The sequence below is a fragment of the Reinekea sp. G2M2-21 genome (assembly GCF_015687175.1).
Classification (GTDB): Bacteria; Pseudomonadota; Gammaproteobacteria; order Pseudomonadales; family Natronospirillaceae; genus Reinekea.
The window spans coordinates 1-22,140 of sequence record NZ_JADPQG010000003.1 but is presented as its reverse complement, the minus strand read 5'-3'; the positions used below and the strand labels follow the sequence as shown (position 1 = coordinate 22,140).

The 22,140-nt window shown below is 49.0% G+C and carries 19 protein-coding genes; 13 read left to right on the top strand and 6 right to left on the bottom strand.

Annotation, left to right across the window (positions count from 1 at the left end; translation table 11 throughout):
- Positions 1–12 precede the first annotated feature (12 nt).
- A complete protein-coding gene (locus tag IYN85_RS12385) occupies positions 13–1,605 on the bottom strand; it encodes a PAS domain-containing sensor histidine kinase (protein WP_196159228.1) in 1,593 nt (530 codons plus the stop codon).
- Between the two features lie 120 nt (positions 1,606–1,725).
- Here IYN85_RS12385 and IYN85_RS12380 point away from each other — a divergent pair, with 120 nt between their 5' ends.
- Complete coding sequence (locus tag IYN85_RS12380) at positions 1,726–3,342, top strand: NAD+ synthase (RefSeq protein WP_196159227.1); 1,617 nt, start codon at positions 1,726–1,728, stop codon at positions 3,340–3,342.
- Between the two features lie 3 nt (positions 3,343–3,345).
- Entirely contained in the window at positions 3,346–4,005 is a 660-nt protein-coding gene (locus IYN85_RS12375; RefSeq protein ID WP_196159226.1) for an HAD hydrolase-like protein, read from the top strand.
- Here IYN85_RS12375 and IYN85_RS12370 read toward each other — a convergent pair.
- Positions 4,002–4,841 (bottom strand): outer membrane protein assembly factor BamD, encoded by an 840-nt coding sequence (locus IYN85_RS12370; protein ID WP_196159225.1) that lies wholly within the window; start codon positions 4,839–4,841, stop codon positions 4,002–4,004. The two genes, IYN85_RS12375 and IYN85_RS12370, sit on opposite strands and share 4 nt — an antisense overlap.
- A 62-nt stretch (positions 4,842–4,903) precedes the next feature.
- On the opposite strand from IYN85_RS12370, the gene rluD reads away from it, so the two are divergent.
- The 5 genes from rluD (at position 4,904) to ilvN (ending at position 11,924) form a co-directional block, all read left to right on the top strand.
- Positions 4,904–5,890, top strand: a complete 987-nt coding sequence (rluD, locus tag IYN85_RS12365; protein ID WP_196159224.1) for a 23S rRNA pseudouridine(1911/1915/1917) synthase RluD — start codon at positions 4,904–4,906, stop codon at positions 5,888–5,890.
- The gene (gene pgeF, locus IYN85_RS12360) at positions 5,887–6,612 is read left to right on the top strand and encodes a peptidoglycan editing factor PgeF (RefSeq protein ID WP_196159223.1); all 726 of its coding nucleotides are present in this window, start codon (positions 5,887–5,889) and stop codon (positions 6,610–6,612) included. Before rluD ends, pgeF begins: the two co-directional genes overlap by 4 nt.
- 158 nt (positions 6,613–6,770) lie before the next feature.
- Positions 6,771–9,347, top strand: a complete 2,577-nt coding sequence (clpB, locus tag IYN85_RS12355; protein ID WP_196159222.1) for an ATP-dependent chaperone ClpB — start codon at positions 6,771–6,773, stop codon at positions 9,345–9,347.
- A 343-nt stretch (positions 9,348–9,690) separates the two neighbouring features.
- Positions 9,691–11,433 carry an acetolactate synthase 3 large subunit gene (locus IYN85_RS12350; protein ID WP_196159221.1) on the top strand — a complete coding sequence of 581 codons (1,743 nt, stop codon included), beginning with the start codon at positions 9,691–9,693 and terminating at the stop codon, positions 11,431–11,433.
- Positions 11,433–11,924, top strand: coding sequence for an acetolactate synthase small subunit (gene ilvN / locus IYN85_RS12345; protein ID WP_196159220.1), 492 nt, complete (start codon positions 11,433–11,435; stop codon positions 11,922–11,924). The genes IYN85_RS12350 and ilvN overlap by 1 nt, the downstream gene beginning before the upstream one ends.
- Positions 11,925–11,971: 47 nt before the next feature.
- Here ilvN and IYN85_RS12340 read toward each other — a convergent pair whose 3' ends face one another.
- The gene (locus IYN85_RS12340; protein WP_196159219.1) at positions 11,972–12,151 is read right to left on the bottom strand and encodes a hypothetical protein; all 180 of its coding nucleotides are present in this window, start codon (positions 12,149–12,151) and stop codon (positions 11,972–11,974) included.
- A 110-nt stretch (positions 12,152–12,261) separates the two neighbouring features.
- Between IYN85_RS12340 and IYN85_RS12335 the strand changes: the two genes are divergently transcribed.
- Positions 12,262–13,482 (top strand): EAL and HDOD domain-containing protein, encoded by a 1,221-nt coding sequence (locus IYN85_RS12335; RefSeq protein ID WP_196159218.1) that lies wholly within the window; start codon positions 12,262–12,264, stop codon positions 13,480–13,482.
- Between the two features lie 5 nt (positions 13,483–13,487).
- Positions 13,488–14,222 (top strand): Crp/Fnr family transcriptional regulator, encoded by a 735-nt coding sequence (locus IYN85_RS12330; protein ID WP_196159217.1) that lies wholly within the window; start codon positions 13,488–13,490, stop codon positions 14,220–14,222.
- A 76-nt stretch (positions 14,223–14,298) separates the two neighbouring features.
- On the opposite strand, the gene ilvC is transcribed toward IYN85_RS12330, so the two are convergent.
- The 3 genes from ilvC to IYN85_RS12315 all read right to left on the bottom strand — a co-directional run bounded on the left by ilvC (position 14,299) and on the right by IYN85_RS12315 (position 18,436).
- Entirely contained in the window at positions 14,299–15,783 is a 1,485-nt protein-coding gene (gene ilvC / locus IYN85_RS12325; protein WP_196159216.1) for a ketol-acid reductoisomerase, read from the bottom strand.
- A 253-nt stretch (positions 15,784–16,036) separates the two neighbouring features.
- Positions 16,037–17,629: a sensor histidine kinase gene (locus IYN85_RS12320; protein ID WP_196159215.1), complete on the bottom strand. Its 1,593-nt coding sequence runs from the start codon at positions 17,627–17,629 to the stop codon at positions 16,037–16,039.
- 9 nt (positions 17,630–17,638) lie between these two features.
- Positions 17,639–18,436 carry an ABC transporter substrate-binding protein gene (locus IYN85_RS12315; protein WP_196159214.1) on the bottom strand — a complete coding sequence of 266 codons (798 nt, stop codon included), beginning with the start codon at positions 18,434–18,436 and terminating at the stop codon, positions 17,639–17,641.
- Between the two features lie 184 nt (positions 18,437–18,620).
- On the opposite strand from IYN85_RS12315, the gene ilvY reads away from it, so the two are divergent.
- Genes ilvY through IYN85_RS12295 form a run of 4 tightly spaced genes read left to right on the top strand, consistent with a single transcriptional unit; the run spans position 18,621 to position 21,912 of the window.
- On the top strand, positions 18,621–19,517 hold the full coding sequence (ilvY, locus tag IYN85_RS12310; protein ID WP_196159213.1) for an HTH-type transcriptional activator IlvY: 897 nt from the start codon (positions 18,621–18,623) through the stop codon (positions 19,515–19,517).
- Positions 19,518–20,300, top strand: coding sequence for a CDP-diacylglycerol--serine O-phosphatidyltransferase (pssA, locus tag IYN85_RS12305; protein WP_196159212.1), 783 nt, complete (start codon positions 19,518–19,520; stop codon positions 20,298–20,300).
- A 44-nt stretch (positions 20,301–20,344) separates the two neighbouring features.
- Positions 20,345–21,310 carry a protein-methionine-sulfoxide reductase catalytic subunit MsrP gene (gene msrP / locus IYN85_RS12300; RefSeq protein ID WP_196159211.1) on the top strand — a complete coding sequence of 322 codons (966 nt, stop codon included), beginning with the start codon at positions 20,345–20,347 and terminating at the stop codon, positions 21,308–21,310.
- Positions 21,310–21,912: a sulfite oxidase heme-binding subunit YedZ gene (locus IYN85_RS12295; protein ID WP_196159210.1), complete on the top strand. Its 603-nt coding sequence runs from the start codon at positions 21,310–21,312 to the stop codon at positions 21,910–21,912. The genes msrP and IYN85_RS12295 overlap by 1 nt, the downstream gene beginning before the upstream one ends.
- The last annotated feature ends 228 nt before the right edge of the window (positions 21,913–22,140 follow it).

Sequence of the window (22,140 nt, the reverse complement as noted above, 5' to 3'; positions counted from 1 at the left end):
GAGGCGAAAATCCTATTCTTTATAATTAGTGTTTTGTTTGGTGATGGTATGGGAAAAGATGAGTCTAAAACAACCTCCCGTTTTGTCATCCACATATGATAATTGCAACCGATTCGCTTCACATAGCTCTTTGGCGATATAGAGACCCAGGCCGGTGCCGCTATTTTCCGTGGTATAGAAAGGTTCAAAAAGGTTTTTAATCTGATCAGCCGGTACACCGGGGCCCTGATCTTCGATATCTAGATAGTGCTGCCCGGTATCGTTGATTATTCCAGAGCTGACGACCACTGTTCGCTTTCCGGTGTGTTGTTCGCTGTAGCGCAGACCATTATCGATGATATTGTGTAAAACTTGTTTGATTTGGTTCACATCCAACTCAATTTCCAGATCCGACAATCTATCCACGGTGATTTGATCTCGGTGCATTTTGGTCTGCATCTCTCGTTCCTGAATTAGATTATGGATTAAACCTGAGATAGAGGTGACGGATACGTTGGCCGGGCGCCGACGGGAGAGTTCCAGGATGGTTTCAATGATGTTATTAACCCGCTGGGTGTGAGTATGGATGATATCCAACAGGCGAGCATCCGATGCTTCGAGGCCGGGGGCTTCTTCCAGTAACTGGGCAGCATGACTGATAGCCCCTAAAGGATTACGGATTTCGTGCGCAATAGACGCGGTGAGCCGACCCAATGACGCGAGCTTTAGCTGCTGAGCCTGTTGGTGCATACGCCCGGTGTCCTCCAGAAAAACGATCAGATCGCTGAATTCTGTGGGTTGCAGTTTTGCGAAATTGATATTCACTAAGGCGTGATCTGGGTCGGCCTGATAAGGTTTAATGGTTGCATTTGCATCTTGGCGCCAGGCTTCCAGACGGTCGAAAATGGGTTTTGACAACCAGAAGGGGCGTTGCTCGGTGATATTCAGCAAGTCTCGTGCGGCATCGTTAAGCAGTCTAATCGCGCCTTCATTGGTAATCACGATAATCCCCGTGCGCATTCTTTGAACGATTAACTCATTCAAGTGCCGCAAATCAAGGATGGTGTCGGCCTGTGCTCGGGCTAATTGCTCGGTGGTTTTAACCCGGTGGCCAACGTATTGCAAAAAAATCGTTTCAGTGAAAAAGCCAACCCCTAGCAGAGCTGCCTGTAACAGGTCTTTTCCGGCTCCCGCTAGCGGTAGCATCTCAGTGTACACCAGTGTGGATGACGCAATGGCTGCCACTAGCAAGCTTTGCTGAAAAGGCAACAGTAGCCCGCCAATGCCGACGCTGATGAGCATCAGGTTGCCGAATCCGGAATCTACCCCGCCGCCATAACGCATGATTAACATTAACAACAGAATATCGGTGATTAACAGAATCGTAACGGGTGTTTTAGATAACTGTTCATTCACGGTGATCAGCATTCCGATGACACAAAGTACCAGATATGAAATTGTTGCGTATTGCAGCGATTCCAAATTGGATGTCGGCAATATATCGCTGACAGCATTGGGAATAAACGCCAGTACGCAAAATCCAGTCGACAGTATCAGGCGGAAGATACCGAAACCAAACAGGAGCTGTTGTGCACGATAGGATGGGTGTGCGAAGGAAAAAGCCATAGACAGATTCTTAACAGTGAACGGGGCATTATAAACACGCCTGAGCGTGCTTTGAAACTTGTTCCCATCCAACATAAGCCTCACAATAGCCGGATTTAAGATGTCAGGTCATAGATTGGTATGAAGATAGCGCTTGCTCAGTTTCGTTTCCCGGTGGGGGATATCGATGGTAACGTCGACAAAATACTGGACTTGTCAACGCAGGCGGTGAATGCCGGCGCAGACATGATCATTTTTCCGGAACTGACCCTAACAGGTTACCCACCGGAAGATTTGTTGCTGCGCCCAAGTTTGGGTAAGCGAGTCAGTGATGCTCTGCACCGGTTGTTTGATGCCCGCCTTCCAGTCGCAATGGTTGTTGGCTATCCGCAACGGGAAGATGGCAAACTTTTCAACAAAGCTATGGTCATTGATCATGGTCGAGTGCTGGCCGATTATCGGAAACAACATCTGCCCAATTACCAGGTATTCGATGAAAAACGCTACTTTCAAAAGGGTAGCGAAACCTGTGTGTTTGAGTTTAAAGGCGCGACGTTTTGCCTGAGTATCTGTGAAGACATCTGGTATGACGGTCCCGCCCGGCGAGCTTTTGAGGCCGGTGCTGAGATAAATATCAATATTAACGGCAGCCCATTTTCGATCGATCGAACCACGGAACGTCAGGCTCAGGTTAAAAAAGTGGTCAGTCAATGGCCAATGACGACGCTCTACGTGAATCATGTTGGCGGTCAGGACGAACTGGTTTTTGATGGTGGCTCTTTTGTGGTGAATTCGGAAGCTAAAGTGGTCGCCAGTCAGCCAGAATTTGCTGAAGATCTGAAAATGATCGAGTTGCGTCAAAATGAATCAGGATGGAATGTCGTTGAACCAGCAGTCGTTCCGCAATTATCGACGGAAGCGGCACTTTACGAAGCATTGAAGTTAGGTCTGGCTGACTATGTGAACCGAAACGGTTTTCCTGGCGTGGTATTGGGGATGTCAGGGGGGATCGATTCCGCCTTGAGTGCTGCGATTGCAGTTGACGCTTTAGGAGCCGATCGGGTCATGGGTGTGATGATGCCGTACCAGTATACGGCCCAGATATCGATGGACGATGCTGAATCCGAGGCTAAACGACTCGGTATTCGCTACGAAGTCTTGCCAATTAAAGACGCATTCGAATCTGCCTTGCATACCCTGAATCCTGTTTTTGGAGGAAAACCAGTAGATGTGACCGAACAAAACATGCAGTCGCGTATGCGAGGTGTGTTTTTAATGGCGTTGTCCAACAAGCTTGGCTATATGGTGTTAACCACCGGAAACAAAAGCGAAATGGCGGTTGGCTACGCAACCTTATACGGGGACATGTGCGGTGGTTACAACTGCTTGAAAGATGTTCCCAAGCTTTGGGTGTATAAACTATCCAGATGGCGCAATGAGCAAAGCGAGGTCATCCCGGAGCGGGTGATTTCGCGGCCACCGTCTGCCGAATTGGCTCCAGACCAGCTGGATCAAGATAGTTTGCCACCTTACGAAATTTTGGACGAGATCATCGCCCGGTACGTGGAAAACGACGAGAGCCTGAATTCGATTGTAGATGCAGGTTTCGACGCTGAGACCGTCCGAAAGGTCATCCGCTTGATCGATCTGAATGAGTATAAACGCCGACAGGCACCAGAAGGTGTACGGGTGACCAAACGAGGTTTTGGGCGCGATCGCCGGTATCCGATTACCCATGGTTGGAAACCGGGAGTCTAGCGGGTGATTACGTTGCTTTGGGATCTGGACGGGACGTTGATTGACTCGATGCCCGCGATAGCTCGTTGCCTGAACCGGACCGCAGAACAATACGGTAAGGATCCGTGGCCAGAGTCTCGAATTCGTTCCAGGATCGGGCCTGAACTGAGTGAGTTGTTGGCCGTCTTGTTGGATCTGCACCATTCGCTGGATATAGCCGACGCAAAACAGAGCTATAGGGGTTTCTATCAACAGCAAATGTTCGACAGTCCCTTATTCGATAATGTTGAGTCTGTGTTACGCCATTTTCAACAGGTCGGCGTCGAACAATATGTGGCCACTGCAAAATACCAGCGCTACGCGCAACAAATCATTGAATCTCACCAACTCGGTTCCTTATTCGCAGGGGTATACGGTTCCGACGAAGACGGTCGTTATGGAGATAAAAAGGAACTATTGGCCAAAATCGTAAAGGATGAGCAGTTGCTGCCGGCACAGACGATCATGATCGGGGACACGGTGTTTGATATTGAGGCCGGCCGCCACCTGAATATGACCACGATTGCGGTGGCGTGGGGATACGGTAATAGCGAGGTGTTAAAAAAGGCGGGCGCCCATTACTTTGTCGAGCGACCCGCGCAATTGATAGAGACCGTAAAAGCAGCCATGACCTGCGGCTGTTAGCTGGTGATTCCCAGCGTCAGTACTTTCAGCCACCACCGATCTTCTTCCCATTTAGGGGAGGTATAGGAGCCACTGCGCAATGATGCGTGTTCGGGATACTGCGTTGTGAGTTTATCAAGTACAGTCGCTCGATCGTCTGGCATTGACAGTGCGTCATAGGCTTCAATCAGGACGACATAGGCGTCTGCCACGGCGCTGACGCCTGGATAGTGTTCAACTACCACCTGGGCTCGCTCTGCGGCAGCTATCCAGGCGCCACGGCGGATGTAATAGTCCGCAACTACGAGTTCGTGGCGTGCCAGTGCATCTTTCAGAATGACCATCGCTGATAAGGCATCAGCCCGATAGGGACTGTCGGGGAACTGACCGGTGTAGTTGGTCAGCGCTCGGAATGCCTTATCTCCTTGCTCAGCTGAGCGTTTGGCCGGGTCTACTTTACCAAAAAGGCCGCGATTGGCCAAAAACAGTTCGTAGTAACTCATGGCACGCACGAACCAGGCATAGTCGACATTGGGATGATCCGCATTTAATCGGGTGAAGCGGTCAGCTTCGATCAATGCAGAACTGAAATCTTTCGTTTGGTAATGGGCATACATTAGGTCCAACTGACTAGCCGATGTATAACGACCAAATGGAAAACGGTTTTGCAGTTCATTTAACCGTTCAATCGCCAGGCTGTAATTACGGTTGTCAAGGTACTGCTGGGCGGTCTCATAGTAAGCTGTTTCGGTATCCGCGGTCTTTTTTCCGGCGCTGGCGCAGCCGACAAGCGTTACCGAGAGTGCCAGAATCAGGGTCAGACAAATCTTTTTTGCGTCAGATGCCGCTGTAAACATGCTTATTCTCATTAAATCAGTAAAATGGGCGCTATTGTAACCACAGGAACCTCTCCCCTCCAATGACTGATGCTTCAGAAACTATAAAGGAAACGCAAATTGTCCCGGCCGACATGGGTCATACACGTTTCGACCAGATTGCCGCCAAGCTATTTCCGGATTATTCACGGTCTCGAATTCAGTCATGGATTAAAAACGGACAACTGACCGTCAATGGCAAAACACTGAAACCCAAAGAGAAGCTTGTCGGCGGGGAAACATTGACGATAGACGCTGTTCTGGAAGCCAATGAACACTGGCAGGCCGAAGACGTACCGCTGGATGTCGTCTTCGAAGATGAGCAGATTATTGTCATTAACAAGCCCGCCGGTTTGGTTGTGCATCCCGGTGCCGGTACACCTTCCGGCACGGTGCTGAACGGTCTGCTGTATCGATACCCTGAGTTGGCGGCTATCCCGAGGGCTGGAATCGTTCATCGACTGGACAAAGATACCACCGGATTGATGGTCGTCGCGCGCACACTGCAAGCGCAAACGTCATTGGCCGCGCAGCTGCAGGACCGCTCGATGGGAAGAGAATATTGGGCCATGTGTATGGGCGTGATGACCGGTGGTGGTACCGTTGATGAGCCTATCGACCGGCATCCAAAACACCGTACCAAGATGGCCGTGGCACCAGAAGGTATGGGTCGAGATTCAGTTACTCACTATCGGGTAGAACAGCGTTTCCGCAATCACACCTTGGTGCGCTGTAAATTGGAAACGGGCCGTACCCATCAAATTCGGGTGCACTTGTCACATATCGGTTATCCACTGGTGGGTGATCCGCTTTATGCCGGACGTTCCCGTTTGCCAAAAGGGGTGTCCAGTGAGGTCATGGCGGTTTTGAAAAACTTCAAGCGCCAGGCGCTGCACGCAGGTTTTCTCGAACTGGTGCATCCGATCACTCGCGATCTGATGCAGTGGGAAGCGGACATTCCTGACGACTTTGAGCAGTTGATAGCCGCAATGGAAGCAGAGTTAGAACTCTACGGGACAGACGACTATTGAGTTTTAATTACGCCCCCTGGCCTTCGCCAGCAAACGTGTTTATGGGCTGGTCTACTCGCGAGTCCGGTTTCAGCCGAGGTGCTTTTGCGCACAATAACGTCGCCAGGCACGTTGCTGGCGATGTTAACATGGATTTGAACCGAGAGCTGTTGCGCAATCGACTGAAGGGGCAGCCGGATATCCGCTGGTTAAATCAAACACACTCGACCAACGTCGCCTTGGCAGAAACCGCTAATTGTATTGATGCGTTAGATGCGACCTATACCCGGCAAGTCGGGACTGCCTGTTGTGTGATGACCGCTGACTGTTTGCCGGTCTTTTTCTGGTCACTGTGTGGCAGTCAAGTCGCCGTCGCCCATGCCGGTTGGCGGGGGCTGGCCAACGGTGTTTTGGCAAATACGTTAGCAGCCTTTACTCAATCCGAGGTCGCTTGCGGCATCGGACCCGCCATATCCCAGGCTCATTTTGAGGTTGGTGACGACGTTCGCGAGGTATTTGCAGGTTGGCCAGGAGTAGATACTAACTTTCTGCCTGGGAATCAACCCGACAAATACTGGTGTAACCTTGCTGGGTTAGCCTCTGCCCAACTTAGAGGCTTGGGGGTAAGCCAAGTCTATTTGTCGGATATTTGCACCTATGCCAACGCAGACAGGTTTTATTCCTTCCGGCGTGACGGTTTGACCGGTCGGATGGCAAATCTGATCTGGCGAGTCAGCCGTTAGCGGCACAAGCCTTCCTATTGTTATTCTTAACATCGCCAGAGGATTGCAATTATTTTGCGATGCACGTCGTTTCGCACTTGTCGATAAAATAACCACTTGATTCTCAGGTTAATTACCCTCACGTTTAGGCATATGAACTTGATAGGTGAGGAAAAATCATGCGCATCGATCGTTTAACCAGTAGTTTACAAATCGCGTTGTCCGATGCTCAGTCCGTTGCTCTTGGTCACGACAACAGTTTCATTGAACCAGTGCACTTACTGTTAGCCATGATGAATCAAAAAAGCGCATCGGTTACCAGCTTGTTGCAGAAAGCCGGTGTCAACATTCAGAGTTTGAAAGTCGCCGCAGAAGAATCTTTAAGCCAATTGCCTAAGGTGTCGGGTGCAGACGATGACGTACACATGTCCAATGACCTTGGTAGAGTTTTAAACCGTGCCGACAAACTGTCCCAGCAACGCAAAGACCAGTACATATCCAGTGAACTGGTGCTTGTGGCCATGCTGCAGGACCGCTCACGCATCGCAAAACTTCTGCAGGAAGCCGGTTTACGTGAAGATGTGCTCGCCAGTGCGATTGAAGACATCCGCAACGGTGAATCCGTCAACAGCGCTGAAGCTGAAGAAAACCGGCAGGCGCTGGACAAATATACAGTTGATCTGACCGAGCGCGCCGAAGCCGGCAAGCTCGATCCGGTTATCGGAAGAGATGATGAAATCCGCCGGACCATTCAGGTCTTACAGCGTCGTCGTAAAAACAACCCTGTGCTAATTGGCGAACCGGGGGTGGGTAAAACCGCCATTGTCGAAGGGTTAGCGCAACGCATTATCAATGGTGAAGTTCCTGAAAACCTGAAAAATAAGCGCGTCTTGTCTTTGGATTTGGGCGCGCTATTGGCCGGTGCGAAATACCGCGGGGAATTTGAAGAGCGGTTAAAAGCCGTACTCAATGAGCTGGCCAAACAAGAAGGTCAGATTATTCTGTTTATTGACGAGTTGCATACCATGGTTGGTGCGGGTAAAAGCGAAGGCGCAATGGATGCCGGCAATATGCTGAAGCCAGCGCTTGCCCGCGGTGAGCTACATTGTGTCGGCGCTACAACCTTAGATGAATACCGCCAATTTATTGAAAAAGACGGTGCGCTGGAGCGGCGTTTCCAGAAGGTCTTGGTCACTGAACCCACCGAGGAAGACAGCATCGCCATCTTGCGTGGCCTCAAAGAGCGCTATGAAGTGCATCATGGTGTGACCATCACGGATGGCGCCATCATTGCGGCCGTGAAGTTGTCGCAGCGCTACATATCCGATCGTCAGCTACCTGACAAAGCCATTGACCTGATTGACGAATCAGCCAGTCGCATACGCATGGAAATAGACTCCAAACCGGAATCAATGGATCGTTTGGAACGACGCCTTATTCAGTTGAAAATTGAAGCCGAAGCGCTGAAAAAAGAAAGTGACCTGCAGGCCAAGTCCCGTTTGGAAAAGCTGAAAGAAGCCATTGTTGAGGCTGAACGGGAATACGCTGATTTGGAAGAAATCTGGATCACTGAGAAAGCGGCCGTGCAGGGGTCGCAGCACATCAAAGAACAGTTAGAACAGGCGCGGGTCGATCTGGAAGCCGCGCGTCGCACCAGTGATCTGGCCCGTATGTCAGAGCTGCAATACGGTAAGATCCCAGAGCTTGAAAAACAGCTGGATATGGCCAGTCAGGCTGAAATGATGGATATGCAGTTGTTGCACAACAAGGTCACTGATGAGTCTATCGCGAATGTTATTTCCCGCTGGACCGGGATTCCGGTTGATAAAATGCTGGAAGGTGAACGGGATAAGTTGCTGCGTATGGAAGAGGTCTTGCACGATCGGCTCGTCGGCCAGGAAGAAGCCGTGGTCGCGGTCAGTAACGCGATTCGTCGTTCCAGATCCGGCCTTTCTGACCCGAATCGTCCGAATGGGTCGTTCCTGTTTCTGGGGCCAACTGGTGTGGGTAAAACAGAGTTATGTAAATCGCTGGCACAGTTTCTGTTTGACACCACGGAAGCGATGGTGCGAGTAGACATGTCCGAGTTCATGGAGAAACACTCTGTGGCCCGACTGATTGGTGCGCCTCCGGGATATGTGGGCTATGAAGAAGGGGGTTATTTGACCGAAGCGGTACGCCGCAAACCTTACTCCGTTATCTTGCTCGACGAAGTCGAGAAGGCACACTCTGATGTCTTTAATATCCTGCTACAGGTATTGGATGATGGCCGTTTAACCGATGGCCAGGGCCGCACCGTCGACTTCCGCAATACCGTGATCGTGATGACGTCAAACCTGGGTTCCGATCAGATTCAAAATCTGGCCGGGGAGGCTAACTATGAGGAAATGAAGAGCGCAGTGATGGACGTCGTCGGCGGTTATTTCCGTCCGGAGTTTATTAACCGACTCGATGAAGTCGTTGTGTTCCACCCTTTAGGTCAGGAGCAGATTCGCGGAATTGCAAAAATTCAGTTGCAACAACTGCACGAACGACTCGGCGATCAAGAGTTGGGATTGGAAATCAGCAATGCTGTCATGGATAAACTGTGTGCAGCCGGTTACGATCCTGTTTACGGGGCTCGCCCATTAAAACGTGCTATTCAGCGCGAGTTGGAGAACCCCTTGGCATCTGCATTGTTAAGAGGCGATTTTGAAGCCGGGGATAAAATTGTTGCGCAGCTCATCAGCGATACCATTGAATTTCACAAGAGTTGACCTTCACAAACGCAGAACGCCGGTGACTCACCGGCGTTTTTTTAAATCGATTCTCAGACAAGCACTTTACAGCGAGCGAAGCCTTCTTTTTCTGCCCGAAAGCGCCATTTATTGGTGGACATTCTTTAACCGCTGGCTAGAATGGCGGTAACCGCTGGCCGTCAGGTCAGTTCATGCACAAAGGTTACAGGCAGCAATATCGATGTCTGCGTTGTGAGGATTCCTCGACAACCGGTCGGTTGTGTTGGTGGTCAGGCTTACCGGTCTTGCCATTTGAACACGCGCTGAAGATATGCCCGCAGGGCGAACGCGTTCCTGAACCGCAGCGAAGGTCCAACAAAAAATGTCAAAATCACAGCAGCAGCCAGAAATGCTTTCTGGTGGTGAAATGCTCTGTCGTGCATTGCATGACGAGGGTGTTGAATATATTTACGGCTATCCAGGCGGTTCCGTACTGCATATCTACGACGCCTTGCATCAGCAAACCAAAATCAAACACATTCTGGTACGTCACGAACAAGCCGCGACTCATATGGCCGATGCCTATGCGCGGGCGTCTGGTAAAGCCGGCGTTGTTCTGGTTACCTCGGGTCCAGGCGCAACGAATGCGATTACCGGAATTGCAACAGCCTACATGGATTCCATTCCAATGGTGGTTATTACCGGACAGGTAATGAGCCATTTGATCGGTGGTGACGCCTTTCAGGAAACCGACATGGTGGGTATCTCCCGCCCTGTGGTGAAACACAATATGATTGTCCGAGATCCGAAAGATATACCGGGTATCATCAAAAAAGCTTTCTATATTGCTGAGAGCGGACGACCGGGACCAGTTGTGGTGGATATTCCGAAGGATATGACCATGCCAAACGTCAAGTTTCCTTATGAATACCCGGAGCGGGTTAAAATGCGCTCTTATAACCCGGTTAAGAAAGGGCACAGTGGGCAGATCCGCAAAGCGGTCAACATGCTGATGCAGGCCAGAAAACCGGTAATTTACACCGGTGGTGGTGTCATCCTTGGCAGAGCCTCCAAGGAGCTGACCAAACTGGCTAAAACGCTGAATTTTCCGGTAACCAATACCTTAATGGGGCTCGGCGGTTTTCCGGGCACCGACGAACAGTTCCTGGGTATGCTGGGTATGCATGGCTCCTATGAAGCGAACATGGCTATGCATAACTGTGATGTTATCTTAGCGATTGGTGCACGTCTTGATGACCGTGTGACCAACAATACCGCGAAGTTCTGTCCTGACGCGAAGCTCATTCATATTGATATTGACCCGGCGTCCATTTCAAAGAATATCCAGGCGGACTTGCCCATTGTTGGCCCTGTCAAAGCGGTATTAACCGAAATGTTGGAACAGATTGATAATTCGTCATTACATGTCGATGATGCCGCCTTGGATCGTTGGTGGTCACAAATTGCGGAGTGGCGCACCCGTCATGGTGGACGTTACCGCACCGATGATTCCAAGCTGATGAAACCACAGTTCGTCATTGAGACCTTGAGCAAAGTAACTCAGGGCAATGCCTATGTCTGTTCCGATGTGGGTCAACACCAGATGTTTGCCGCGCAGTACTACAAGTTCAACAAGCCGAATCGTTGGATCAACTCCGGAGGTCTCGGCACGATGGGCTTTGGTCTTCCCGCCGCAATGGGGGTTCAGCTCAATTATCCGGATGCCGATGTCGTCTGCGTCACCGGGGAAGGGTCAATTCAAATGAATATTCAGGAACTGTCTACCTGTCGCCAATATGGGCTGCCGGTTAAGATTTTGTGTCTGAATAACGGTTACCTGGGCATGGTGCGACAATGGCAGGATATGAACTATGAGTCTCGATACTCCCATTCCTACATGGATTCCCTGCCTGATTTTGCCAAGTTAGCGGAAGCCTATGGCCATGTTGGTATCGTTGTCGATCGCGCGGAAGATCTGGAAAGCAAGCTGAAAGAAGCGCTCGCAATTCGCGACAAAGCCGTGTTTATTGATGTCCGGATTGATCCGGAAGAACACGTTTATCCGATGCAAGTACCGAATGGTGCCATGTGCGATATGTTCTTAAGCAAAACGGAGCGCACCTAATGAGACATATACTGTCAGTTTTAATGGAAAATGAGTCTGGTGCGTTGGCCCGTTTGGTTGGTTTGTTCGCGCAACGTGGTTATAACATTGATTCACTTAATGTGGCCCCTACGGACGATGTTACTTTGTCGCGTCTGACGCTGGTGACCCGGGGTGATGATCAGATTATCGAGCAGATAACCAAGCAGCTTAATAAGCTGGTGGAGGTCGTTAAGGTTGTCGATTTAACCGAAGGGACCCATGTCGAACGCGGGCTGATGATGGTAAAAGTCCGTGCCGCCGGTGCCCAGCGTGAAGAAGTAAAACGCACATCCGATATATTCCGAGCGCAGATTATCGATGTTACGCCGACCACCTACACTATTATGGTGACCGGTGATGAGGAAAAGCTCGCGGCGTTTCTAGAGTCATTGTCCGGTACAACGATCATGGAAGTTGCCCGGACGGGGGTATCTGGCGTAGCCCGTGGTGAAAAGGTATTGAGCCTTTAAAGACTCAGCCGACCAAGCGCGGCGGACGAGCTGTCCGCTTGCGCGGGTCATTTACGCTTGTCGCGTCTGAATCGAATAGCATATTTCTTTTGACGCCGGTTTTTGACTTCTTTGGCAATTTTCAGCCCAAGCCCAAGCATCAACAGGCCAAGTATCAAGGCCAGACCCCAGCCAATCCCATTGCACAGCCAGTCTGGTTTACAACGTAAACCGATCTGAATCACCATACTCAGATTCCTTTAAAATCCATTCATGTCGGGCCAGCAAACTGGCAGAAGGTTGCTATAGTTAACCTAACGACGCAATTCATTTCAATTCAATCTATTCGGTGGAGTCCTTGCAGGAAAAAGTATTATTTGCGCGACAGCCCATATTTGACGGGCGTCAGCAGGTTTATGGCTACGAACTGTTGTTCCGTAATGGCGAGTCCGATAAGGCTGAGTTTATCGATGGGGATCTGGCAACCCGCTCGGTGCTTCTGCACGCCTACACCGAAAGCAGTGCCCCCCAGGTATTGAATGGCAAGCCAGGCTTTTTGAATGTCGGGCGCACCATGATGTCTGCAATACCCACCTTTGCCCGGGAGTTTCTGATTGTGGAAGTCCTGGAGGATGAACATCACATCGGCACTTTGCCTGCGGAAATCGAGCAGTTACGTAAACGCGGTTTTCAGGTCGCGTTGGATGATTTTGAAATGACTAACTATCGACCTGAGCTGATAGACGTTGTTCACATTGTGAAGTTGGATGTCCTTACATACAGCGAGCAAGATCTGGCCGAGGCTGTCGACACTTTAAGTCAACATTCTGTCCGATTACTGGCAGAAAAAGTTGAAAGCCATGATATGTTCAAGTATTGCCAATCACTAGGCTTCGACCTGTTTCAGGGGTTTTTCTTTTGCAAACCCGAAGTGGTGCGCGGGCATATTCTGGACGCCAATAGACGGGCGATTTTTGATCTGATTCGGGAGCTGTATCAACCGGAAGTAGACATTCAGCGCTTAACCGACATCGTGAAACGCGATGTGGTTTTGTCCTACAAGTTACTGAAACTGGTGAATTCTTCGTTTTATCGACGAGTACAGGAAGTGGATTCTATAAGTCATGCTGTGATGATTCTTGGCATTAACCGCATCCGCAGTTGGGCAACCCTGGTGAGCCTGGGCAAGCTCAATCACAAACCAGATGAGTTGCAAACGGAGAGTTTGATGCGCGCCTATATGTGTGAAAATCTGAGTACGAAGTTTTCCGCCGAAGTTCAGCAGATGAGTTTTTCCGCAGGATTGTTAAGTTGCCTGGATGCGTGGTTTGACTATCCATTGGAGCAATTGATGAAAGTCTTACCCTTGTCGCATGAGTTGCGCGATGCTGTGGTGCTAAAAGCTGGCGAGACTGGCCAGCTGTTGTCTGTGGTTGTGAAGTATATGCATTCACAATGGGATCAAATACCCGCAAATCAATTGAGCGAATTAGGACTAACCTTGGCGGACTTAAGTGACGCCTACGCTTACGCGATTGCCCGCACAGACCAAATTTCTGAATTGATGATCGAAGAGTAACCGCTATGTTATTGATGGTTAAACATCCCGAAAGCTGGATTCACAAAGCTCAAACTCAACAATTTTTTGCGTTAAAGAACTTTGATGCGGGAAAGTCGACACGGATGGTCTTCAAGCGGGAAGAGTTGGCGGAAACACCGGCAGAAGATTGGGCGCTGGTTCGTGTTGTGGATGGCCTGATTGGATTGAAGATGGACGATAACCGCGTTATGGCCCTAGAGTCCGGTGATTGTTGGTTGGGATATCCAGGTGGCGTGATGCAGTGGTATCAGGAAGGCGCCGTGACTTTGGATGTCTGGACCTGGAAGGGCGTCCCTCAAGCCGTGATACCGAGTGTTATTCATGGGTTTAGTGACCTGGTCATGAGCCTGTTAAACCACAATACTCAGGTACCGCCAGATCCCATGCCGGGTTTTGAATTCTTTAAATCTGGTGAGGAAATCATTAAAGAGGGCGAAAGTGCCGATTCCGTTTATACCTTGATACAAGGTAAAGCCAAGGTCACCGTGCAGGGGAAGCAGGTAGGTGTGGCCAAAGAGAACGAAATCATAGGATTGCAGGCCATGTTGTTGAAAACAACGCGCACTGCCACGGTGGTAGCTGACGGCCCCTGTTCAGCAGTGCGTGTGGCGTATGACAAGTTTCGCTCACTGATCGAAACCCGACCTGAGTTGGTGTTGTCGACTATGGAGACCATGGCTCAGCAAATTGAGCGTGCGAACAAGCGGATGACAGAATAGTCAGGCAAAAAAAGCCCGCACAATGTGCGGGCTAACGCTCACTCCCTTTTGGGGACCTCACTGAGATCGTTAACTGTCAGGAAACTTCTACAATTCGTTTCATGTCAGTCATATAACCACGTAACTCTTCACCAATGTATTCAATAGGGTGGTTGCGGATGGCTTCATTGGCTTTGACCAGCGCCAGGTTGTCTACAGAGTTAGACTTGCTGTTCAAGCCCTTACCGATAACCTCTGTTGTTACCTTTGGCATGATAGTGTCGGCCAGCAAAGGAATCGCCGCATTGGCGAATAAGTAATTCCCATATTCAGCGGTGTCGCTGATGACCACATTCATTTCGTACAATTTTTTACGGGCAATGGTGTTGGCAATCAACGGCAGCTCGTGCAGAGATTCATAGTAAGCACTCTCTTCGATAATGCCGCTCTCAACCATGGTTTCGAAAGCCAACTCAACACCGGCCTTCACCATGGCAACCATCAAAATACCCTTATCAAAGTATTCCTGCTCATCCAGATCATTAGCCACTTCAGGGGCTTGCTCAAAGGCTGTTTTGCCGGTTTCTTCACGCCAGTTCAACAGATCTTTATCATTTGCTGCCCAATCCGCCATCATGCCAGACGAAAATGCACCGCTGATGATGTCGTCTTGGTGTTTGCGGAACAACGGACGCATGATGTCTTTCATTTCTTCTGACAGCTCAAATGCACGCAACTTAGATGGGTTGTCTAAACGATCCATCATGTTGGTGATACCGCCCAGTTTTAAGGCTTCGGTAACGGTTTCCCAACCATATTGAACAAGTTTCGCAGCATAGGTGCTGTCAATGCCATCAGCGACCATTTTGTCAAAGCATAGAATCGAACCAGCTTGCAACATGCCACACAGAATGGTTTGTTCACCCATCAGGTCTGACTTAACTTCGGCAACAAAAGAGCTTTGCAAGACACCGGCGCGATGGCCGCCCGTTGCTGCTGCCCATGCCTTAGCGATTGCCATACCTTCGCCTTTTGGGTCATTTTCCGGGTGTACGGCAATCAGGGTAGGCACCCCAAAACCGCGCTTGTATTCTTCACGCACTTCGGTACCAGGACACTTAGGTGCAACCATGACGACCGTAATGTCTTCACGAACTTTCAGGCCTTCTTCAACAATATTGAAGCCGTGAGAATAACCCAGCGCAGCCCCTTGCTTCATGAGCGGCATAACTGCATTGACCACAGAAGAGTGCTGTTTATCTGGAGTGAGGTTAACGACCAGATCGGCCGTTGGAATCAGGTCTTCGTATGAGCCCACGTTAAAGCCATTTTCATTGGCGTTTTTCCAGCTTTGACGCTTCTCATCGATGGCTGCTTGACGCAAGGCATAAGAAACATCCAAACCAGAGTCGCGCATGTTCAAACCCTGGTTAAGACCCTGCGCGCCACAACCGACTATCACGACCTTTTTGCCTTTCAAAAAATCACATTCATCGGCAAATTCACTGCGGTCCATGAAACGGCATTGGCCTAACTGAGCCAATTGCTCGCGTAAATTCAGGGTGTTGAAATAGTTACTCATTCTGTTACCTATAAAAATCTGGAAGTGGTTTCATACCACGGTTAAAGCGCAGTCTAACCAAAGGATGGTGTTGCTTAAAATGAATTGTTGGCAATCAAGTGTTGCAAAAACTGACTTGAATCAGTTTTAGTGTGGATTGCCGGTATTTGCGGCGAAATGGTCAGATATTGATCGCATTCTAAGGCCAAATTAACTAGTTTTCCGTCATTGCGGTTTTGTAACAGAGTGTCGCAGATGTTGTTTCAACAGCGATTTAGTTTGTTGACGAGGGTGGCGGACTTTGTTGTGCCTTTTTGGCTTCCGATTTTTCCTTGTCTGTTGTGGGTGCCTGGAGCGGAATGCTCAAGGTCACCGTTGTCCCTTTTCCTTCTTCAGATTGCACGTTGAGTTGGCCGCCCAACGAGACAGTGGTTAGGTTGTGCACGATATGCATGCCCAAGCCGCTGCCACCTTTGCCCATTTTGGTGGTGAAGAAAGGTTCAAAGATGCGTTTTTTAACGTCATCTGTCATGCCGATTCCATCGTCACTTACGGTAATGTCTATCGAACTCCCTTGGCTTCGGGTCGACACAGTGACGGTGCCCGTGGACTGATTTTCGAATCCATGCATGATGGAATTGTTGATCAGGTTTGAAATGATCTGGCTGAGTACGCCAGGAAAGGAGTTCAGCTCGGCGTCCTGTTCTTCAAGATCAACAACCAGTTCATAAGGTTTCGATTTGAAGATATGGTGAAGTGTTGACTCAATCTCATGGATGAATTCGTTGATTTTAAACACCCGTCGACTGTCGCTGGTGCGATCGACTGCGATTTTTTTAAAGCTCTGAACCAGATTGACGGCTTTCAGAAGGTTCCTTTCAATCAGGTTCGCCCCCTGCAGTATCTCATCCAGTGCGCTTTCGAATTGGCTTTTGGTCATTTTTCCATTTTCGAAGTTAGCCTTCAGCTGTTTCGCTGTTTCATACAGTGACGAAGACATGACCCGGCCGTTGCCAATCGGGGTGTTGAGTTCATGGGAAACGCCTGCGACCAGAGCACCGAGCGCAGCCAGTTTCTCAGTCTGAACCAGGCTGTCTTTCGCGTCTTCCAGTCGTTGTACGGTTTCGGTTAGCTCTTTATTGACCCGTGTTAAGTCTTCAGTGCGCTGCTTTACGCGATCTTCTAAGTGGTCAAACGACTCTTTCAAGGCAACTTTCATAAAATCGAGCTCATCGGCCAAATCCGAAAACTCATCGTCGTGCACAGTCGTGATATTTGCATCGAAATTCTTTCTGGCCACTTCGTGTGCGAACTCCTTAAGTTTAGCCAGCGGTTTGTTCACTCGACGATTAATGATGAACAAAATAACGGTTAACGACAGCAATACCTGTGCGGTGGTGATGATCAGAACTTGTTGCGTTTCGAGCCGGGCTTGCGTACGTGCCGGTTGTAAGCTGTATTCGAGTTCTATCTTGCCTATGATTTTTTCTTCACGAACCACATTGTCGGTTAACGTCAGTGCGTCTGGTTCTGGGGTATAGCCAACTCGATAGTAATCAACAAAGAGATCGCCCAGGGCATCAGTCACAGTAATGCGATTTACCGCTGAGTTTAGGGCGACACCGTCAATAAGGTGTTCTGCGTTTTCAGGAATGAATGACCACAAAGGCGGATTGAGACCTTCTTTCAACACTTCCATCAAGGCTGTCGCTTCTTTGGTGCTGCGATCGTTTATTTCTGCGTTGAATCGGAATGTGATTTCGATAGTGCCGACAATAAATGCCGGGATAATAATAGAACCGACCACCACGCTGGATAGAAACCAACGTAGGCGATTACTTGTTTTGTCATTATTTGAATTGGACATGTATTTTTCTTATCGACTATTCGTCAGTTGATCAAGAACAGCTTGGATATTCTTATCAACAATCGCTTGATAAGTACCGTCTTTTCTCATGTCTAGCAACGCTTTGTTAATGTCTCGGAGCAAATAGGATTTGCCCATGCTTTTTGGAATGCCCAGATAATTTAAATCTTTCTTATAGGCGCGGGGCAGGATGATAAAATCGTCACGATGCTCTGATAACCACTCGTTTTCTGCGATAACAGTCTCTAATGCCACCCGACCGGGGCTGATTAGTACTGCGTCGACCCTGTTTAACTCCAGCATGCGCATCTGTCCTGCTCGGTCAGTGGACTCGACAATGGCGATGTCCCCGTTTTTACGTGCTATCTCAAAGTCATCACCATAAGAACTGCCTTTTTTGATCGCGAGTCGTTTTCCGGTCAGGCTGGCCAGCCCGGTAAAATCAAAGGTCTTTGCCTTGGTGGTGACGATTACCAGTTCATCTGTGTACATCGGTTCCGAGAAGTCCCACAGCTGCTGTCTTTCTGCGGTTTTGGAAAAGCCGATAATCGCGCCTTTCCCATTTGAACTGAGGGTAAAGGCTCGGTTCCAGGGTGAAAGATCATACGTGAATTCAATTCCTGTTCGATTCGACACGTCGTTCAGTAGGTCTATCATAATGCCCCTGGGTTGCCCTGTAGAGTCCAACCAATTCTTTGGCTTTGCTTTATCGTCACCTACGATCGCTAAGGTGTCGGCATGACAGGTCATAACCAAACCGGAAATTAAGAATAATGCCAATGACATAATACGACGATAGGCATTCATGGGGTGGGTATCTCACGTAGGTAACTTCATTGAACTTAGTTCAGATCAAAGCGAATTTCAAAATCCGAGTTGCCTTTTTACCTCCTGGATGATCCTGCGGAACAATTTTAAACGAAATATTGTTGCAAATGCTGCAACGTAATCTATGACATGCCATAATTCGCTGAATAATTAGGAGGGGAATATGGATCTACGGGCATTACGTCAATTTATACATTTATCCCAGACTCTGCATTACGGTAAAACATCAGAAGCCATGCATGTCAGCCCTTCAACGCTGAGCCGTAGTATTGCCAGACTGGAAGATGAATTGGGTGCGACGCTGTTTGAACGGGATAACCGGACCGTCGTCTTGACTCAGGCAGGTCGACAATTTAGGGAGTTCGCTGAAGCGACTCTGGCACATTGGCAGGATTTGAAGCACCGTTTGAAGAATAATCCTATTGAGCTGACTGGCCAAATCAGGCTGTATTGCTCTGTTACGGCGACTTATTCATTCATGTCAGAGTTATTGACATTGTTTCGCTCAGAATTCCCCAATATTGAAGTAATCCTGGAAACCGGCGACGCAGCTCAGGCCATTCAGAAAGTAATGGATGATGAAGCCGATATCGCCGTTGCGCCATTGCCTGACCAACTTCCGAACCCTTTGTTGTTTAAATCATTGGTTGAAACATCGCTAGAGTTTATTGCTCCGGCAGTGGAAGGACCGATAACGGCATTGCTTGATCAAAACCCGATTCCTTGGGGGCAAGTCCCTTTCGTGATGTCGGAATTTGGTTTAGCCCGTAAACGACTGGACCATTGGTTTCGATCTCAAAGCGTTAAGCCAAACATATACGCGCAGGTGGCCGGCCACGAAGCGATTGTAGCGATGGTGGGTTTAGGCTTGGGCGTAGGTGTTGTGCCCAAGTTGGTTTTGGAAAACAGCCCGCTCCAGCAAAAGATCAAAACTATCGATGTCGATAAAAAACTCCAGCCCTTTGATGTCGGTGTTTGCGTCCTGAATCGGCGCTTGCAGGACCCATTGGTTAACGCATTCTGGAAAACAGCACAGAAAATTCAGCAAGAGATAGGTTAAATGTCACAACAGTCTGAACAAAACGAAACCGGCTTGAGTCCCCAAGCTGAGTCACATCATCGCCGTGGGGTTTACCTGATACCAAACCTGTTAACCACGAGCGCTTTGTTTGCTGGCTTTTACGCGATTATCGCTTCCATAAATGGAGATTTTGCCAAAGCCTGTATAGCAATCTTCATTGCACAGTTACTGGATGGTGCCGATGGTCGTGTTGCCCGTATGACACATACGCAATCTGAGTTTGGCGCACAGTATGACAGTATGTCTGATATTATTGCTTTTGGTCTGGCACCGGCTATTTTGGCCTTTCAATGGTCATTGAGTGGCATGGATAAAGCGGGGTGGGTTGCTGCATTCATTTATGTTGCTGGTGCAGCGTTAAGGCTGGCAAGGTTTAATGTGCAGATCGGAAAGGTAGATAAAAAATACTTTATCGGTTTAGCCAGTCCCGCTGGTGCCGCTGTAATTTGGTCGACAATCTGGTCACTAGAAGAGTTTGGTGTCACCGGTCAGCAGGTGTCTTGGCTGATGGTGGTGTTAACGCCTTTGGTTGGCATAATGATGGTCAGTCCTGTGCGCTACTTCTCCTTCAAAGATATCAGTGCTCAACGTAGGGTGCCGTTTTTTGCTCTGCTGGCAATAGTATTGGTACTGTCCCTTATCGCGCTAGATCCAGCGCGCGTTTTATTAGGCTTTGCACTGACTTATGCATTGCATGGTCCACTGTTAGAGGTGGTGAGGTTTCTTAAAAAAAATAAATCAGGAACTTCCGCACAGGAGTGAGGTCATAATGCCGTCTCAATCATAAAATATGGAGGCGGCTCATTATGACTCGTCGATTCTCCGAATCTGAAAACCATGTTACACCCAAGTCGATGTTTCTAAATCGGCGCCAAATAATGCAGGGGGCAGGTGCCCTGGCAATGACCAGCATGATATCTCCCCTAGTTGCAGCCAAAACAGCAAACGCACCTAATTGGCTTAACCGGAAAATCAACTCAACGGTATATCGCAGTGTCGACACCGATGATTCTGTCACCGATGCTTACGATACTCAGCGGTATAACAATTTTTACGAGTTTGGCACTGGCAAAGACGATCCTGTCAAAAACGCAGGCGATTTCAATCCCTACCCCTGGGAAATAAGCGTTTCCGGGCTTTGCGATAAGCCGGGCGTTTTGTCTCTGGAGGATTTGGTTACCAGTAGCCAAACAGAAGAGCGCATCTACCGGCTTCGCTGTGTCGAAGCTTGGTCTATGGTAGTGCCATGGACTGGGATTCAGTTATCATCACTATTACGGCGTTTTCAGCCAAACAGCAAGGCCAAATACGTTGCCTTTGAAACAATTGTCCGAAAAGAAGAAATGCCTGGGCAGAGGGATCGCTTTTCATTTATTGAATGGCCCTATGTCGAAGGGCTACGTATGGATGAAGCATTTCATCCGCTTGCTTTTCTGGCGATAGGCATGTACGGCGAAGCACTGCCGGTACAAAACGGTGCTCCAATTCGTCTGGTGGTCCCTTGGAAATACGGTTTTAAGAGTATCAAATCCATCGTCGGCATCAGATTTGTCGATCAACAACCCCCGACGACCTGGAATCTTGCCGCGCCGCGCGAGTATGGTTTCTATAGTAACGTTAACCCTGGACGATCTCATCCCCGTTGGAGTCAGGCGACCGAACGAAGATTTGGTGCGGATGGCAAAATCGATCGCATACCAACTCAGCTTTTTAATGGCTACAGTGAAGTTGCTGGCCTCTACAAAGACATGGATCTGAAGCTTTTCTACTGATGAAAAATAAAATTCTATGGTGGGTCGTGTTTCTTACTGCGGCTGCGCCCTCCGTATATTTGTCGATAATGTTCTTCTTCTTCCCGCGTCTGTTGGGGGTAGACCCGGTTGAGGTGTATTTGCAACAAAATGGTCTTTGGGCCCTCCGTTTCTTATTGGTCACTTTGGCGTGCTCACCGTTGCGACGCTTAGGCATGAAGACGGTAGTGCGTTATCGTCGGATGCTGGGGTTGTATTCATTCTTCTATGGGACGCTTCATTTAACGACATACGTGGCAGGGTGGATTGAGTTCGACTGGTCGCTGTTTATTGAAGATCTATATAGACGTCCATTTATCTATGTTGGTATGTTCACCTGGGTTTGTTTGTTTGTTTTGGCTGCTACATCGCCGAGATGGATGGTCAGGCGTTTAAGAAAAAATTGGGTGGTCATTCATAAAGGTGTTTTCATAGCAGTCTGTGCAGCATGGCTGCATTTGTGGATGCAGAGCCGAGCGTCAGCGGCTGAGCCATTGGTTTATTTAACAATCATCCTGATTTTGCTCGGTGAGCGAGTGTTTCGGAGATTCTACAAATCCAGCCTTGTAAAACCTCGATCCTGAGCTACCTTTATATGCCCCGAGCGAATGTTAACTAATTTCAAATAAGGTGTTGACGCGGGTAATTAAATCCTTAATATACGCCTCCCTGCTGCTGAGGCGGCAGGGAAGTCAACCGAAGTTTGGTTTCTTTTGAAGTCTTGTAAGTGATTGATTTTAAAGGAAAAAAATTAAAAATAACGGTTGACACGGTGGTTTGAATCATTAAGATACGCACCACTGAAACGGCAG